The organism is Paraburkholderia sp. CNPSo 3274 (assembly GCF_024206475.1).
Taxonomy (GTDB): domain Bacteria; phylum Pseudomonadota; class Gammaproteobacteria; order Burkholderiales; family Burkholderiaceae; genus Paraburkholderia.
Genome location: NZ_JAMBPR010000014.1, coordinates 1 through 13,597 on the forward strand (window position 1 = coordinate 1; position 13,597 = coordinate 13,597).

At 61.2% G+C, this 13,597-nt stretch carries 15 protein-coding genes and 1 pseudogene; 6 read left to right on the forward strand and 10 right to left on the reverse strand.

Annotated features, from left to right (window positions below; all coding sequences use genetic code 11):
* Both M3I54_RS11880 and M3I54_RS11885 read right to left on the reverse strand, forming a co-directional pair.
* Nucleotides 1–192: pseudogene (locus M3I54_RS11880) on the reverse strand (IS256 family transposase); the annotation flags it as partial.
* A 105-nt stretch (nucleotides 193–297) separates the two neighbouring features.
* On the reverse strand, nucleotides 298–1,416 hold the full coding sequence (locus M3I54_RS11885; protein WP_254336019.1) for a GlxA family transcriptional regulator: 1,119 nt from the start codon (nucleotides 1,414–1,416) through the stop codon (nucleotides 298–300).
* A 255-nt stretch (nucleotides 1,417–1,671) separates the two neighbouring features.
* Here M3I54_RS11885 and M3I54_RS11890 point away from each other — a divergent pair, with 255 nt between their 5' ends.
* Nucleotides 1,672–1,932: a hypothetical protein gene (locus tag M3I54_RS11890; RefSeq protein WP_254336021.1), complete on the forward strand. Its 261-nt coding sequence runs from the start codon at nucleotides 1,672–1,674 to the stop codon at nucleotides 1,930–1,932.
* Nucleotides 1,933–1,948: 16 nt separating this feature from the next.
* Here M3I54_RS11890 and purU read toward each other — a convergent pair whose 3' ends face one another.
* Complete coding sequence (gene purU / locus M3I54_RS11895) at nucleotides 1,949–2,830, reverse strand: formyltetrahydrofolate deformylase (protein WP_254336022.1); 882 nt, start codon at nucleotides 2,828–2,830, stop codon at nucleotides 1,949–1,951.
* A gap of 261 nt (nucleotides 2,831–3,091) precedes the next feature.
* Between purU and M3I54_RS11900 the strand changes: the two genes are divergently transcribed.
* Complete coding sequence (locus tag M3I54_RS11900; RefSeq protein ID WP_254336023.1) at nucleotides 3,092–3,610, forward strand: hypothetical protein; 519 nt, start codon at nucleotides 3,092–3,094, stop codon at nucleotides 3,608–3,610.
* A gap of 10 nt (nucleotides 3,611–3,620) precedes the next feature.
* On the opposite strand, the gene M3I54_RS11905 is transcribed toward M3I54_RS11900, so the two are convergent.
* Nucleotides 3,621–4,220: a LysE family translocator gene (locus tag M3I54_RS11905; RefSeq protein WP_254336024.1), complete on the reverse strand. Its 600-nt coding sequence runs from the start codon at nucleotides 4,218–4,220 to the stop codon at nucleotides 3,621–3,623.
* Between the two features lie 513 nt (nucleotides 4,221–4,733).
* On the opposite strand from M3I54_RS11905, the gene traT reads away from it, so the two are divergent.
* On the forward strand, nucleotides 4,734–4,961 hold the full coding sequence (gene traT, locus M3I54_RS11910; protein WP_254336025.1) for a complement resistance protein TraT: 228 nt from the start codon (nucleotides 4,734–4,736) through the stop codon (nucleotides 4,959–4,961).
* A 536-nt stretch (nucleotides 4,962–5,497) separates the two neighbouring features.
* On the forward strand, nucleotides 5,498–6,769 hold the full coding sequence (locus tag M3I54_RS11915) for an NAD(P)/FAD-dependent oxidoreductase (protein ID WP_254336026.1): 1,272 nt from the start codon (nucleotides 5,498–5,500) through the stop codon (nucleotides 6,767–6,769).
* A gap of 70 nt (nucleotides 6,770–6,839) precedes the next feature.
* On the opposite strand, the gene M3I54_RS11920 is transcribed toward M3I54_RS11915, so the two are convergent.
* Nucleotides 6,840–7,259 (reverse strand): ester cyclase, encoded by a 420-nt coding sequence (locus M3I54_RS11920; RefSeq protein WP_254336028.1) that lies wholly within the window; start codon nucleotides 7,257–7,259, stop codon nucleotides 6,840–6,842.
* A gap of 141 nt (nucleotides 7,260–7,400) precedes the next feature.
* A complete protein-coding gene (locus M3I54_RS11925; protein ID WP_254336030.1) occupies nucleotides 7,401–7,970 on the reverse strand; it encodes a MerR family transcriptional regulator in 570 nt (189 codons plus the stop codon).
* A 74-nt stretch (nucleotides 7,971–8,044) separates the two neighbouring features.
* Here M3I54_RS11925 and M3I54_RS11930 point away from each other — a divergent pair, with 74 nt between their 5' ends.
* Nucleotides 8,045–8,407: a hypothetical protein gene (locus M3I54_RS11930; RefSeq protein ID WP_254336032.1), complete on the forward strand. Its 363-nt coding sequence runs from the start codon at nucleotides 8,045–8,047 to the stop codon at nucleotides 8,405–8,407.
* A 148-nt stretch (nucleotides 8,408–8,555) separates the two neighbouring features.
* On the opposite strand, the gene M3I54_RS11935 is transcribed toward M3I54_RS11930, so the two are convergent.
* Nucleotides 8,556–10,130, reverse strand: a complete 1,575-nt coding sequence (locus tag M3I54_RS11935; RefSeq protein ID WP_254336034.1) for a serine/threonine-protein kinase — start codon at nucleotides 10,128–10,130, stop codon at nucleotides 8,556–8,558.
* A gap of 42 nt (nucleotides 10,131–10,172) precedes the next feature.
* Nucleotides 10,173–11,756 carry a S9 family peptidase gene (locus M3I54_RS11940; RefSeq protein ID WP_254336036.1) on the reverse strand — a complete coding sequence of 528 codons (1,584 nt, stop codon included), beginning with the start codon at nucleotides 11,754–11,756 and terminating at the stop codon, nucleotides 10,173–10,175.
* Nucleotides 11,757–12,025: 269 nt separating this feature from the next.
* On the opposite strand from M3I54_RS11940, the gene M3I54_RS11945 reads away from it, so the two are divergent.
* Entirely contained in the window at nucleotides 12,026–12,520 is a 495-nt protein-coding gene (locus M3I54_RS11945; RefSeq protein WP_254336038.1) for a hypothetical protein, read from the forward strand.
* An 83-nt stretch (nucleotides 12,521–12,603) separates the two neighbouring features.
* On the opposite strand, the gene M3I54_RS11950 is transcribed toward M3I54_RS11945, so the two are convergent.
* Nucleotides 12,604–12,999: a DUF4280 domain-containing protein gene (locus tag M3I54_RS11950; protein WP_254336040.1), complete on the reverse strand. Its 396-nt coding sequence runs from the start codon at nucleotides 12,997–12,999 to the stop codon at nucleotides 12,604–12,606.
* Between the two features lie 45 nt (nucleotides 13,000–13,044).
* On the reverse strand, nucleotides 13,045–13,590 hold the full coding sequence (locus M3I54_RS11955) for a toxin-antitoxin system YwqK family antitoxin (protein WP_254336043.1): 546 nt from the start codon (nucleotides 13,588–13,590) through the stop codon (nucleotides 13,045–13,047).
* Nucleotides 13,591–13,597: the final 7 nt, after the last annotated feature.

The window sequence follows — 13,597 nt, forward strand, 5'->3', positions numbered from 1 at the left end:
GCCCAGATGCCTGTTCATCTCGGCGCCCATCGCGCGCTCGATGACGGCCTTGTTGAACGCCAGCATCAGGTCCTGGACCTCGGCGGGCGTCATCGGCCCCTTGACCAGTTCGTCAAGCAGGCCTTCAGGCAGGGCAGGCAGCGGCCCTCGGGCCGCTGCCTGCGAAGCTACCGTGCGCTTCTTCATCGGCATATCCATGATTTTTACCTCTCATGATATGCCTCGCCCACGAAATGACGGATAGGTCCCTCGCATACCACCGCGAAAACAAGAAAAGGCCAAAACGCCCGAGAGACCTCAATGCAACGAACTACCCACATCACATCCCTCAAGCCCCACCCCAGCAAGCGCAGCATCACTCCGCAACAACGCATCGAGGTCGGCCAACTGCACCGCATCCTGCCCACTACGTTGCGCACGAAACATAACAGGCGGCACCCCGAACTGCTTACGAAACTCACGCCCAAGATGCGAGGCATCCGAAAACCCGCAACTCGAAGCAATATCGGCAACGGTGCGGTCCGAACTCGTAAGTAGCCAGGCGGCTGTGCGCAAGCGCAAGACGTTGGCGAATGCGCGCGGACTCTTGCCCGTTTCCGCCTTGAAGAGGCGTTCGAGCTGCCGCGGCGAGAGGTTCAGCTTGCAGGCCAGTTCGTCCAGCGGCACATTGCGGCCAACCTGCTGCTCCATCAACAGTACGGCGCGCTTGACCTTTGGGTGCGTGGCGGGCTCGAGGCCAGGCGGGTGAGGCTGGGGCGCATTGCCCTTTTGCATTTCGCCGACCAGCAAAATGCGCAGCGCCTTTTGCACGGTCGCGTGGTCGAAGTGGCGCAGCAAAATGGCGGCGGCGACGTCGATCGACGCGCGGCCGCCCGAGCAGGTAATGCGACGCCGGTCGATCGCGAACAAGCGGTCGGCGACGATGGCGTCGGCATTGACGTTGGGGAAGCGCTCGATGAAGTCCCAATAGTGGAACCAGCTCACGCAAATACGATGACCGTCGAGCACGCCGGCGCGCATAAGCGCGAAAACGCCGGTGCAGATCCCGACGACCGTCGTCTCGCCGCTGGCCGCGCGGCGGATGTACTGCAGCGTGGCTTCGCTTGCGTGCGGGCCGGAGTGGAGCAGTCCGCCCACGACCACGAGATAGTCGACCGGCTCGGCGTCGGCAAAGGTCTCCCAAGGCGCGATCTGGATGCCGCAGCTCGCCCGCACGGGCGCGAGCGTTTCGCCGATCACGCGCCACGAGCAGCGCACCGGCTTGCTGTAGTCGCCTTCGTCGGCGGACAGACGCAGCATGTCGACAAAACCCGAGAACGCGGTCAGCGTGAAGTTCGGCAGCAGCACGATGCCGAAACGGATGCGCTCCTTGGGAGCGGCGTCGAAGGAAACGGCGGTGGCGAGTGTGTCGGACATGGAGGCACAGGAAAAAGGCGATACGGTTTCAACCAAGCTTCCCCGATATGGCCCCGAGGCGCTTGTCGTTTTCCGCCATCGATCTTCGCAAAAGCGAAATCAGCGGGATGTTGGAGGCATACAAGCCGCATGGCGGGGCGGTTCCGCCGCCCTGGCGCGTTCGTTCTAGCGGTGGCGCCGCCGCTTTGGTCAACTCGCTAGGGGGCACGCGCTCCACGCTGAACCCCGCCGAACCCATCCACGAGGCCTGTTTTCATGCCGCGCACTGAAACCGTCGAACTCAACAAACGCGCCTGTCACGGCGATGCTGAAGCCGCGCTCGCGCTGCTGGAGCAGAGCATGGTGCGCGGGCACGGGCGTATCGGGCTGTTGCGCTATCTGCAGGCGCGTTGCGTGGGCGCGGCGCTCGCGCGGCGGCATCACGACTATGCAGAGCGCGTGGCGAGCAGGATGAGCGAGGACGCGTTCGCGGCGCTGGTGGCGCAGGCGCAGCGCCGCCACCGCATGGCGGCGTGAGCGCCCATACGCTTGCTCACAGTACGACGGTGCGGCCGTCGTTGATGAAAACCCGGCGCTCGAGAAATACCCGCACGGCGCGCGCGAGCGTCACGCATTCGACGTCGCGCCCGACAGCCAGTAGACGCTCGGGGTTCAGCGAGTGGTCGACCCGCTGCACTTCCTGCTCGATGATCGGGCCTTCGTCGAGATCGTCGGTGACGAAGTGCGCCGTTGCGCCGATCAGCTTGACGCCGCGCACGTGCGCCTGGTGATAGGGGCGCGCGCCCTTGAAGCCGGGCAGGAAGGAATGGTGGATGTTGATGGCACGGCCGGCCAGCTTCCGGCTCGTTTCGTCGGAGAGGATCTGCATGTAGCGCGCGAGAATCAGCAGTTCCGAACCGGTCGAGGCGAACAGGTCGAGTATCGCGTCTTCCTGTTCACGCCGCGTTTCCGGCGTGACCGGGAGATAGTGAAACGGCAGGTCGTGCTGCTTTGCGAGCGGTTCGAAATCGCGGTGATTCGAGGCAATGCCCGCAATGTCCATTTGCAGCTCGCCCATGCGCCAGCGAAACAGGAGGTCGGCCAGGCAGTGTTCGAGCCTCGAGACCATGATGAGCACTTTGGGACGCACCCGCAGGTCGTGAATGGCCCAGGTCATTTCGTGCTTGCGCGCGACGCTCGCGAACTCGTCCCGCAGGCCCGCGAGATCGAAGCGCTCGCCCGCACCGGCCTGCACGACCTCGTGAAAGACGCAGCGCAGGAAGAAGCGCGTGCTGATGTCGTCGTCGAACACCGTGAGCTCGTCGATATAGCCGCGGTGGGCGTCGAGAAAGCCGGCGACCGCGGCAACCTGCCCGGCAGCGGCGGGGCAGGACAGCGTGAGCACGTAGCGGTGCTGCGGGTCTTCGGTGGGCATGCGCGTTCTCCTCGTGTCGTGGTGCGCCCGGTGCAACTTGCGGTTCGTGCCGGGGCGCTGGCTTGATGGCGCAAGTAAGCCACCAATCGGCGCGCGGCACATAGAACCCGCGCGCTGTTTCGCGAGAATGAATACGCCAACCTGGCGCCCACGCGACGCCAACATGAAGAAGGTCACCTTTGCCCCGATGGCTGTCGCATTCCTGCTATCCGCCGCTTTTTTCTCCGGCAAGCATGGGGCTGCGGCTAATCTGGAGCGGAGATGGAGAGTTACCTGGGTCTGCAGGCGTGGGCGTTGAACGGGCAGCGTGCCGCGCTTTTTCGCGTGCGCACATCGGTCGCCGACGTGTATATGTCAGTGAGCCGCTCGAACTACGGCAACGAGGAACGGGCCGTGGTCGAAGTGGACTGCGCGCGCTTCTTCAGGCTATGGCGGGACGAACCGCGCAGCGAGCACGCTAGGCTGGCAAACGGAAATCCGCAGATATGGCGTGCAGACCCGCGCTTCGAACTGGCGGCCGAGGGTTTCAGTTTCGGCGAGCAAGACCCCGTGCCGCTTGCAGAAGTCAGTTGCCCGGCGAGCGCCGCCATGCCGTACGTTGCGTTCACGGATGGCGTGATGCGCACCCTCTGGCTGGCCGCCTATGCAGCGAAGTCCTTTCCGGTGGAATGCGGCGTGAACGACGCCGAGGCGCTGCAGCGCCTGGCTGGAACGGCTGGCAACCGTTGGTTCAGCGTTGCCGAACTCGTTCCGCCGCAAGTCGCTAGAGCCCCAGAATGACGCGAAAGCGTTAGTGCGCGAGCGCCCAAATGAGCGACACGGAGAAGGCGCCCACTACGACGGACGCGCAACGCTGAAAGAACGCGGGACGAATGAACGGTGCACGGCCATTGCGCGGCGCGGCGCCGATCGCGATCCACGTAAGGCCAATGGGAATCAGCAAGACCGCGAAGATCGCCATGGCCTGGAGCCACGTGATGACGCTCGCGAATGCCATCGGCGGAAAAATCGAGCCGGCGAACAAAATGGCCTTGGGATTGAGCACCGTGGCGCTGAACAAAGTGCGTGTGCCGACCACGCCCTTTGCCGAGGTTTCGATCGAGTTTGCCGTGAACCAAAGGCGCAAAGCGAGCCACGCAAGATAGAGGCTGCTGGCCACACGCAGCACGTTTGGCAGCCAGCTAAGCGAATGCGACGCATGGGTGAAGCAAAGCCCCCAGAGGGTAATCGACACCAGGTAGCCGGCCAGTTCGGCGAGAGTCAGATGCGCGGAGCGCCGCAGGCCCTGCCTCAAACCGGCGGCGGCGAGCAGGGTGTTGGTTGGCCCCGGCATGAGCAGCACGATCGCGCAGCCCGAGACCATCAGCCCGATGGTGGAAATGGAAAGCATGAGGGCGATTGGGAGAATAGCGGCTCGGGTTATGGAAGGCGGCAGAGAATCTAAATTATTGATTTAAATGAAGTGCTTGATGCGTAACAAATAGTCTCAAATCATTTCGGCGCTTGCCTTCTCCATCGAACCGTATATTGCGCGAGCATTTTCCCCGTCACAAGGGCTTCGTTGAGGAGTGTCCAGGTATGCGTTTTGAATCCGATTAATTCTTCCACTGTTCATGTGAATAGGCGCTACGCGTGGCGTATTCGCGGCTATTGAAAAGACCACAGCTTAAGTTAAACGTTTGCGCACACAACAAATTGGCGGTTATTGCAGCACTGGCAATGAATCAGACGTTTCTTTACATCCCCCGCATTCGGTGATCGTTTAACAAAACCCTCAATTATTTGAAAGCGGTGCTGATAAGAACGTTGCTGTGCAGAACCACACCACAATGAAGCGTTACGCTAAAACAATTTTTGTCGCCACATCCATTGGCGGCAATGGGGTCGACCAGCCTGCTCTCGGGTGTGCGCCGCCACCCGACTTGCCATCGAAAAGCGCGATCTGGATGTTCAGACGAAGCTGTCCGGTACTATCTTCCTTGACCCGATGGCCGAATCGAAGAAAACCATCTTCGTTCAGGTGCGCAATACGGCGCGCCGCTCGGCAGCGAGCCACGAAAGCTCGATGCATAACCTGCACCAGGGCAACAGCGGCGGCACGACCGTTACCTATGCCGACGATACGGACTAGCGCACCTATCAGACGCGCATGATGCGCGTCGCGAGCAAGGTGAACCTCGACTTCAACGACGCGGTCACGCGCGCTGCGCAGTGGTTTTGTGCGAGTGATCTCGGGCGTGTTCTAAGCGCCTGGTGCTCTCCCTCCCGCAACCGTCATTCGGGCGGGCGGATACGCAACATAAAAACCTTCCTTTGGGGTTCGGCCGCTAACGCGATTAGAGTTACGTGCCTGGAAACCGTCTTTTATCCCGCAAACCACCATCGCGAGACCAGGTAACCCGTACAGCAGCTATGGGTCTGCTATGGTCAGATTGCCAAGAAATTAATAAGAATTTCAATTAAATTAACCCGATTTTCGCATTTTGATTCGGATAACGATGTATTTTTCTCAGCCTCGACTAGTGCGTTCGCGGGCGGGATCAGGCATCGTAAATGCATGGGCGGTGCGAGGAGTGTCAAAATCACAGTGTCGTCCAGCGACGTACGCTTGCATTGTACATACAGGGCGTAACAGGATGTAACAAGACGCACAGAAGGGATTGAAATATGGAAGAGAGCATTGGAACAGCAGTTACGACCTCATCCGCGCGACGCGAAGCCGTCGACGTGGCGATCATCGGCGCGGGCCCTTCGGGCGCGGTGGCTGCAGCCCTATTGCGCAAGGCAGGACGCTCGGTGCTCGTGCTGGAGCGCCAGCATTTCCCGCGCTTTTCGATTGGCGAGAGCCTCTTGCCGCAGAGCATGGCGTACCTCGAAGAGGCCGGGATGCTGCAGGCAGTGGTGGAGGCCGGCTTTCAGTACAAGAATGGCGCGCATTTCGTGTGGCGCGACGAGGTATCGTCGTACGACTTCCGCGACAAGCATACGGCGGGCTGGGGCACGACGTACCAGGTGGAGCGCGCGAAGTTCGACGATCTGTTGATCGGCTGCGCCGCGCAGCAGGGCGCCGAAGTGCGCTTCGGCCACACGGTGAGGGACATGCGCACGGGCGATGCGCCGGTGCTGGAGGTGATCGACGAAAACCAGGCGTGCTATGAAGTGCATGCGCGTTTCGTGCTCGACGCGAGCGGCTTTGGCCGCGTGCTGCCGCGCCTCCTGAATCTGGAGGCGCCCACCGGTCTGCCGACGCGCGCCGCGATCTTCAGTCACGTGCGTGACGGCCTGCCGCTGGACGCCTTCGATCGCAACAAGATTTGCATCGCGACGCACCCTGAGCACCGTGACGTGTGGTTCTGGATGATCCCGCTCGCGGGCGGCCGCTCGTCGGTGGGCTGTGTTGCCGATGCTGCCTTCCTCGACGTGCCGCAAGCGGAACGCGAGGCGCGGCTGCGCACGCTCATTCGCGAGGAGCCGACATTGAACCGACTGATCGGCGACGCGCCATTTCTCATGCCCGTGAACCAGATCGGCGGTTATTCGGCCAACGTCGAACGATTGCATGGGCCCGGGTTCGCGCTGCTCGGCAACGCAGGCGAGTTTCTCGATCCGGTGTTTTCTTCGGGTGTCACCATTGCGCTGCGTTCGGCGCACCTGGCCGTGAAGGTGCTCGATCGCGCGCTCGGCGGCGCGGCCGTGGACTGGCAGGCGGAATACGACGTGCCGCTGCGCAAGGGTATCGACACGTTCCGCGCCTTCGTCGAGCGCTGGTACACCGGCGAGCTGCAGGACATCATCTACTACCCGCGGCAGACGCCCTTGATCCGTCGGATGATCAGCTCGGTGCTGGCGGGCTACGCGTGGGACGAGAGCAACCCTTACGTAGCGGATCCGGTGCGCAGGCTCACCGTGCTGCATGAGGCGTGCAAGCTGTCCTTGTAGCGAGCGGTGAGCGCCGCATGCTGGGTTGCCGTCTGCGGCGGGTCGCTGGACCAACCCGGTTTTCGCGGGTTCACTGGCCCGGTGGACGCACCGCGCCCAGCTGGATCATCAGCCCGAGCGTGTCCATGATGAGGCGGGTTTCCTTGATCCTGGCTTCCTGAAAGCGGTCGATGACCATGCCCCATACCTTGACGGAGCGCCCCGTAGCGTCCACGCCGAGGAACGCCCCCCTGTGTGTGCCCGTCCACTCGAACCGGGTTAGCACGCGGTCTCCCTCGGTGAGTTGTTCCTCGACGCGCCAATGCATGTCCGGGAACGCAGCGCGCATCCCTCGCACGACATCCTTGAGGCCCTCGATACCGGGACCCTGGCCGGGGAACGGCACCTGCTCGACCATGTCCTCCCAGAAAAACCGCTCCGCGGCGTCGAGCTGCCCTTGATTCAGGACTTCCTCGATAAACGCGCGAACAATATCGCTTGTTTCATGCATGGAATGAACGTCTCCTGGCTGGCAAGAGTGGGAAGTGAAAGCCGGTTGCTGCAGAGTAGGCGGACAAGCGCAACGACGTGCGCCGGAGTCGCGCGAGAACGTGCGGTGGCGCACATTCGGGGTTTTGACGCTCAATGAGCTTCACGAGGCCACATGCCCGGAGGGTGGGTCGCCCGTGAGTTTCGCGCGCCGGCGGATTACCTTCACCTCTTCGGCTGTCAGCCCGAGCGAAGTGAGAAACGCTGCGTGCGAGTCGGGATTTTCTGCCTCGAACCCTGCATGCCACCTGTCCATCTCCGCCTCGTCGAAGCCTGCGCGACGCAGCAACGCAACCCAGGCATCCTTGCCACGCTGCTTTCCTCGTTGACGAAACGATGGTTGCGCGAGCAACGTTGCAATGGCCTTCTGGCGTTGTTTGAGACGCGCGATTTCCGCCGTCAATCCCATCAAATGCGCTTCGAGGATATGTGCGGCTGCATTGCCCTCGCTCGCCAGTACGTCGCGTATCGCAGCCAATGACAGCCCAGCGGCCCGGTAGGCGCAAATCGCGCGCAGGCGTTCGTGTTGTGTCTCGTCGTATAGCCGGTAGCCCGCAGCGCTGCGTGAAATCGGTATCAGCGAACCGAGCGCTTCGTAGTGCAGGAGCGAGGAGCGCGAAAGTCCTGCCTCGCGTGCCAGTCGTCCTGGAGTGAAACGAGTCAGACGTGTCATGACGGCAAGGGAAGTCTGTCGGGGGAGAGAAAACTACAGCGCGCTTCGGACCGCGCCAGCAATTTGGGCGAATAGTGTTCGGCGACAAGCGCGCGGCAATCGCCGGTAAAGGCCGGTGCGTGGGCGAGAAAAGCTTCGAACGACTGCAATGGATTCGAAGCGCCGGCATGCGCCATGAGCCGGATCAGCGCTTCGGTCATTGTACGGTGGTATCGATCTGGAGCGCCGAGATGAGCGGCGTATTGCGCAATACCAGCACAGATCCGCTCAATTGCCTCTTCCAGTGGGTAACGCTGCAAGTGAATCCACGTTACGCGCAGATGATTGCGATGATTGAACGCAGCCGGTGGCAGCTGGCAGGTGAGGAAGGCTTCGAGGAAGGCTTCGTCAGTGAGATTCCGGGTCGTTTCCATGTGTATCGACACGATGTTCGTTGAACAGAATGTCGATCGTGAAGGTGACTACAGTAGTCGGGTCAAGTGGATTGTGCGGAGATTAATATTTCGGGTCTCGTCATACAAATTGTGTCGCTCGCGTGGCCCAATGGTCACGCGGCATTCATGACCGCCATGCTGACCGCACAACTCAGAAGGCGACGGAGTGCCGGCGCAGGCGGGAGGCCTGTGATCCGCGGGTGCCGCCGAAAAAAGTCACCGCGTCGCGGGCGGAAAACGACTCGCCGTCGAACAGGCGGCGCATCATTTCGTCGAACCACATGAGCAGGATCTGGACGACTCCCGCTTGCGCTTCGCCTTTGAACAGGTGCATACCGCGCCGCGCCTGCGAATAGACGTTGACGTTCACGATTGCACGAGCCGAGGCGCCGCCCATGCCCAAATTGCGTCCGTGCTCAGTGGCGGACCATATTTCCTTGATCAGCACGGCGGTCAGAACGATGCAGCCGTATTCCTGAGGATCGACGGAGGTCACTGTGCCGTGAGCATAGGGATTGTCGCCGATCGTGCCGGGTGAAACGCCCTTGAGTCTGGCGATTGCGTTGATATCGACCTCGCGTAGCTTCGCGGTTACGATTTTCCTGGAGCCGCAGCGCAGACATTCCTTGATGTCGAGTCCCGCCGGATACTGCCGGTTGCAACTCTCACACAGCAGCACCTCCGGCGCGACGCGATAGGCCTGCTGCCAATCGTCGATATATTTCTTCCAGCTTCCTTGCTCCTGATCGTAGTAAGCCTTCTTTGACTCAAGAAACGAATCGTTCTGGAAATAGAGATTCGGGTTGGTTTTGACGTAGGCGACGGGGCTCGCTGATCGCACCATATCGTCCTGCCCAGGACTGAAAATGATGGCCTGGCCGAAGTCGATCAGCCGTAGTTTTCCACCGAACCTCATCAGGTTTTCGCCGTGAATATCCAGGTGCAGCACGCTGACATCCTGCGTCACGTCCACCGTCATGTAATGCCGGGAGAACTCATACAACTTGCGCAGGTCCTCGAACACACTGATGATGTCCGACATGTTTAGTGTCGTGTAATCGACCGTGCCCTCGCCGAGTTCTAGCAGAACGTATTCATCGCGGCCGAGCGTCAGAACGTCCACGCATGTTGTGGTCAGGGCTGCTTCGAAGTACCGCATCAGGTACTGGCTGGTTTTGTCGAGACGATTTCTAGGCGTGGGGCCGCCATAACCGGTCACGGTATACGAGTCCCTGACAAAGTGTTTGACTGCATACCGTTGCCCGTTTTGCTCTTCACCGAGAAAGACTGCGCCCCCCATCCCGCCCTTGCCGAGCATACGGACGATGCGGATTCGCTTGCCGGTTTTCGGAAAGACCACGTTGTTGGGATCGAGCTTCGTTGCGTATTCCTGCGCGTCGTCGGACAGTTTGGGGAACATCGCAGCCGGAAATTGAGCGAGCATGCCCTTGAGAACGGTCCCCGCCTGCAGGACCTTCATCAACTCCCGGGCGACGATATCCCCGTTGCGGCGCTCGAATTTTTCGAGGAGCTTCCAGGTCTGCTCCGCGGTTTTGTGAGAGCCGTGCGTGCGCTGGTAAGCGAGCAGGCGCGTCGTGACGATGTCAAAGCCATGCGCGCGAAATTCGTCGAACTTGCCCGTCACCCTGGCGACCGGTGTGACGGCTCGCTTGCTCGCAGACGTGTTCCAGGCCTGGTAAATGGATTCTGCTTCACTGCGTCCCATCGTCTTCACCTCCGCTAATCGCGCGCGATACTCGTCTGCCAGTCAGAAGTTGCCGAAGAAGCCGCGCGCCGCGACCATGCAGAACGGCGCGACGATGTCGGCGTGGTAGGCCTGGAGGACGGCAGAAAGGCCGCCATCCGTTGCGCCGGCCTGAACAGCCTGAGTGGCGACCGATGCCTTGGCCTGAGCGAAGCCAGCTTTCACAGCAGCAAACGGATCGCTCGCGCCCGGAACGGAATCGACATCGAGCACGCTCGTCAGGCCCGGCGCGACGTTGGCGTTTTTCCAGTAGGCCTGCTCGATCGCCGCATTGAAAAAGAACACGGTTGGGTCGAGATGGCCGCCACATAGCAGCACGGGCGAGCGCGGCACCCAGCTACGCAGATCGTTGCGCTTGAACGCCTGACGCAGCGGCTGAGCCGGACTGGCAGCCGGGGCCATCGCTGCGGTCGGCGAGGGATACGCGCCATCCGGGTTGACGATCTGGTCTTCGAGGATGCTCAGACGATAGGCATTACGCACGAGATTCGCTGTGCCGAATCCCAACGCGAATAGCGGCGTTAATTCAGCGGGCGCCAGGGGCGGGGCAAGAGGCGGCGTCAACGAAGCGAACTGTGGCGCAGGCGGCGTGCTGCTGAAGAGCTGCGTTGCGGGCAGTTTGCCTTCGGCGAACAACGTATCCATTGACGTGACGCTCGGCAGCAGGTTCTCTATCCCGGGGGCATAGGCCGCCTCGAAAAAGTCGCCTGGCTTGCGATAGATATTGCCGTACGCGTGCTGGTAGCTCGTGGTCACCAGCACCGTAAAGATCGTCGAGCCGAGGTCGACCTCGCCCTGGACCAGAGCGTCGGCCATGGCGCCCAGCGCATAAGGACCCGAGCCGGGCGCGGAAGCCGTGACATTGATGCCGGCCGCCTGCAGCGCGCGGTGTGTGGCGAGCGCCACGTAGCCGCCCTGCGAATACCCGGTGACGAACAGCTTGCCGTTCTCACGCGTTTTGTTTGCCGGATCGGGCAACGCCATCGCGAAGCGGGCCGCGCGTAACGAATCGATCACATCGGCGGATTGCTGGTCGCCGTTCAGATAGGGGTGGTACGGCAAGGGGGAGCCCGCGTAGCCGGCATAGTTGCTTGCCACGACGATATACCCTTGCGCTGCGTAGATCGCCGCCACGGCAATGCCTTCGCCCGCGCCGTCGCCGTTGGCCGGGTCCGTTTGCGTAATGTCGGCGATGTTGTAGTTGCGGTAGGTCGTGGTTCCGTGCGCGTACAGCATGAGGGGGCGCGGCCCCGTACAGGACGCGCCGCCGCCAGGGATCATCAACGCCGCGCTCGACATGGTGGGTTCGCCCGCACCGCCTATCGTGAGGTAGCGGAAGTACTTGATTTCGATGTCGCAGCGGGGCGTGCCGGCAATCTGCAGCAATTGCTGACCGGTTGCGTTTGTCCCCAGCAGTTTGGTGAAGTCGCCCGCGCTCAGGCGCAGGCTCGTTCTCTGCTCGACTAGCTGACCGCGGAAAAAGCAGCTCAACCCGCTGCATGTCGAACCCGCCTGCACGATAACGCTGGCACTCGACAAAAAGAAAGTCAGAAGTACCCAACCCGTCTTAAGAATCGCTCCTCGCATCTCACGCTCCGTTTTTGTTGGTGTTCGGAAAATGGGGCTGCCTTGCAGAGTCAAACGAGTATAGGTAAACGAAATCGCCGATTGCTACTTGTTGCGGGAACAATTTTCCTATGAAGCGCTCGATGAAGAATGTGCGCCGGTGTTTTCAGGCTGACTGTGATCCTATGTAATAAAACGTCTATTGTTCATAAAAATAAAAGGCGAATTATGATCCGACGGTCTACTATCTGTTGAGAAATATCACAGAGTCAATTACCAGGAGATTGGCAATGCCTCTCGTTTTCTCGAACATCAAAACGGACTGGGACAATGCGGTAGCAGTAGGCGGAATCCTCCCCGCGGCTGCCACCTACGACGACGCGACAGACGAAGGCGGCACCCTCATTTACTTGCCATTTGAGCTCCAGAACGAGAAATATCACATCACGGTGCCGCTCGCGAGTGGCGGCGTGGCGAATTCCTGCCACGTAACCGCGGAGCGGCCGAAACCTATTCATCTAGATACCACCAAAGGGAAGAAAGCCGGGACGACATACACCGTGAAGAACATGCCGACCGCGTATTACGATTTTGTTATTAGCGGCGGCCCTGTACCGAATGTTGTGTTTTCGCATACAAGCAAAGTCGAGATCATCGGAAAGGGGCCTCAGAAAGTCTTCAGTGCCAGTTTCACGCCCGTTCTGACCAACGCGGTGCAGGACATCATGCGCACCTTTGCGGTACACATGCTCGGTCTGGGATCGGCGCATGCAACGCCGGGCTAAAAAACAGATCGAATCGAAACGATCGTGGACGTGTCGCTTCCCGTCGGCGTCGCGCCGAGTGTCCTGTCGTCGCCGAACATACCCTACGGAACAAGCGTAGACACCTGCCCCGGTTGCACCACCTTGATCACACCGCCCCAGATACAAATGAGCGTAGCCTGAGCATCCAGCGCCGGCATGGCGCCCAGCGTCACGGTTGGTGCACCGCCCGGAATCCACGGCGACGGCGTGGCCGGAACGCAGGGCATGGGCGTGAAAACGCCCAGCGCCGCGGCAGTCGCTGCGATCACCGTGGGATTCGCCGGGCTCTGGCACAGGGCGAACGGGGTGATATTGGCGATGGGAATCGAGTCGGCAATCGTCGCGGCGGGCACACCGCCCACGAGCACGCGATTGACGGGGATGACGTTCAGCGTGCCCGGTGCGCCGCCAAAGGAGCATTGCAGTGTGGCGCCGGCGCAGACTTGCGGACTGGTCATCGTGTGCCTCCTGGTGTGTTGCCGTGCCAACGTATCAGGCTGAAATCAGGCCGAAGACGGATTAGCGAGCGATTGCCACCATTGCTTCCAGCGTGGCAGAGGCTTGCCGTCCGCCGCTATCGGACGGCGGTCGTCGGTATAGCGTTTCGCCGCTTCGAGCGGCTTTCCGGCGTTGAACGGCTGCCGCAGCGCCAGGCAGCCATTCGGATGGAAGCGTTGCAGAACGCCATGCAGCTTGCCGTTGCGGTAATGCGCTTCTTCGAGCAGCGTGCCGTCGGCAAGCCAGGTGCGCGAGATGCCATGCAGCACGCCGTGCGCGTAGTGCGCCTCGCGCTGAATCTTGCCGTCGGGAAAGTAGAAAAGCGCCTTGCCGTCGAGCTTTCCGTTCGCATACTGCACTTGCGCCGAGGGATTACCCTCTTGATAGAAATAGGTGGCCGGACCGCTGAGCACGCCATTCGCATAGCGAATCATTGCGACGGGACGTCCTTCCGCCTCGATGCGCACGGGGCCGTGCAGCGCGCCGCCCAGCGTCGCGCCTTCAATGCGCGTGTCGTCGCGTTCTATCGTGACCGGTTGAATCGTCTCCATGCTCGCC

Coding starts and splice junctions, on each gene's coding strand:
- M3I54_RS11955 (WP_254336043.1), bottom strand. CDS start 13,590: ATGGAGACGATTCAACCGGTCACGATAGAACGCGACGACACGCGCATT.
- M3I54_RS11935 (WP_254336034.1), bottom strand. CDS start 10,130: ATGGGACGCAGTGAAGCAGAATCCATTTACCAGGCCTGGAACACGTCT.
- M3I54_RS11900 (WP_254336023.1), top strand. CDS start 3,092: ATGGAGAGTTACCTGGGTCTGCAGGCGTGGGCGTTGAACGGGCAGCGT.
- M3I54_RS11940 (WP_254336036.1), bottom strand. CDS start 11,756: ATGCGAGGAGCGATTCTTAAGACGGGTTGGGTACTTCTGACTTTCTTT.
- purU (WP_254336022.1), bottom strand. CDS start 2,830: ATGCCCACCGAAGACCCGCAGCACCGCTACGTGCTCACGCTGTCCTGC.
- M3I54_RS11885 (WP_254336019.1), bottom strand. CDS start 1,416: ATGTCCGACACACTCGCCACCGCCGTTTCCTTCGACGCCGCTCCCAAG.
- M3I54_RS11925 (WP_254336030.1), bottom strand. CDS start 7,970: ATGACACGTCTGACTCGTTTCACTCCAGGACGACTGGCACGCGAGGCA.
- M3I54_RS11890 (WP_254336021.1), top strand. CDS start 1,672: ATGCCGCGCACTGAAACCGTCGAACTCAACAAACGCGCCTGTCACGGC.
- M3I54_RS11920 (WP_254336028.1), bottom strand. CDS start 7,259: ATGCATGAAACAAGCGATATTGTTCGCGCGTTTATCGAGGAAGTCCTG.
- M3I54_RS11945 (WP_254336038.1), top strand. CDS start 12,026: ATGCCTCTCGTTTTCTCGAACATCAAAACGGACTGGGACAATGCGGTA.
- M3I54_RS11905 (WP_254336024.1), bottom strand. CDS start 4,220: ATGCTTTCCATTTCCACCATCGGGCTGATGGTCTCGGGCTGCGCGATC.
- M3I54_RS11950 (WP_254336040.1), bottom strand. CDS start 12,999: ATGACCAGTCCGCAAGTCTGCGCCGGCGCCACACTGCAATGCTCCTTT.
- M3I54_RS11915 (WP_254336026.1), top strand. CDS start 5,498: ATGGAAGAGAGCATTGGAACAGCAGTTACGACCTCATCCGCGCGACGC.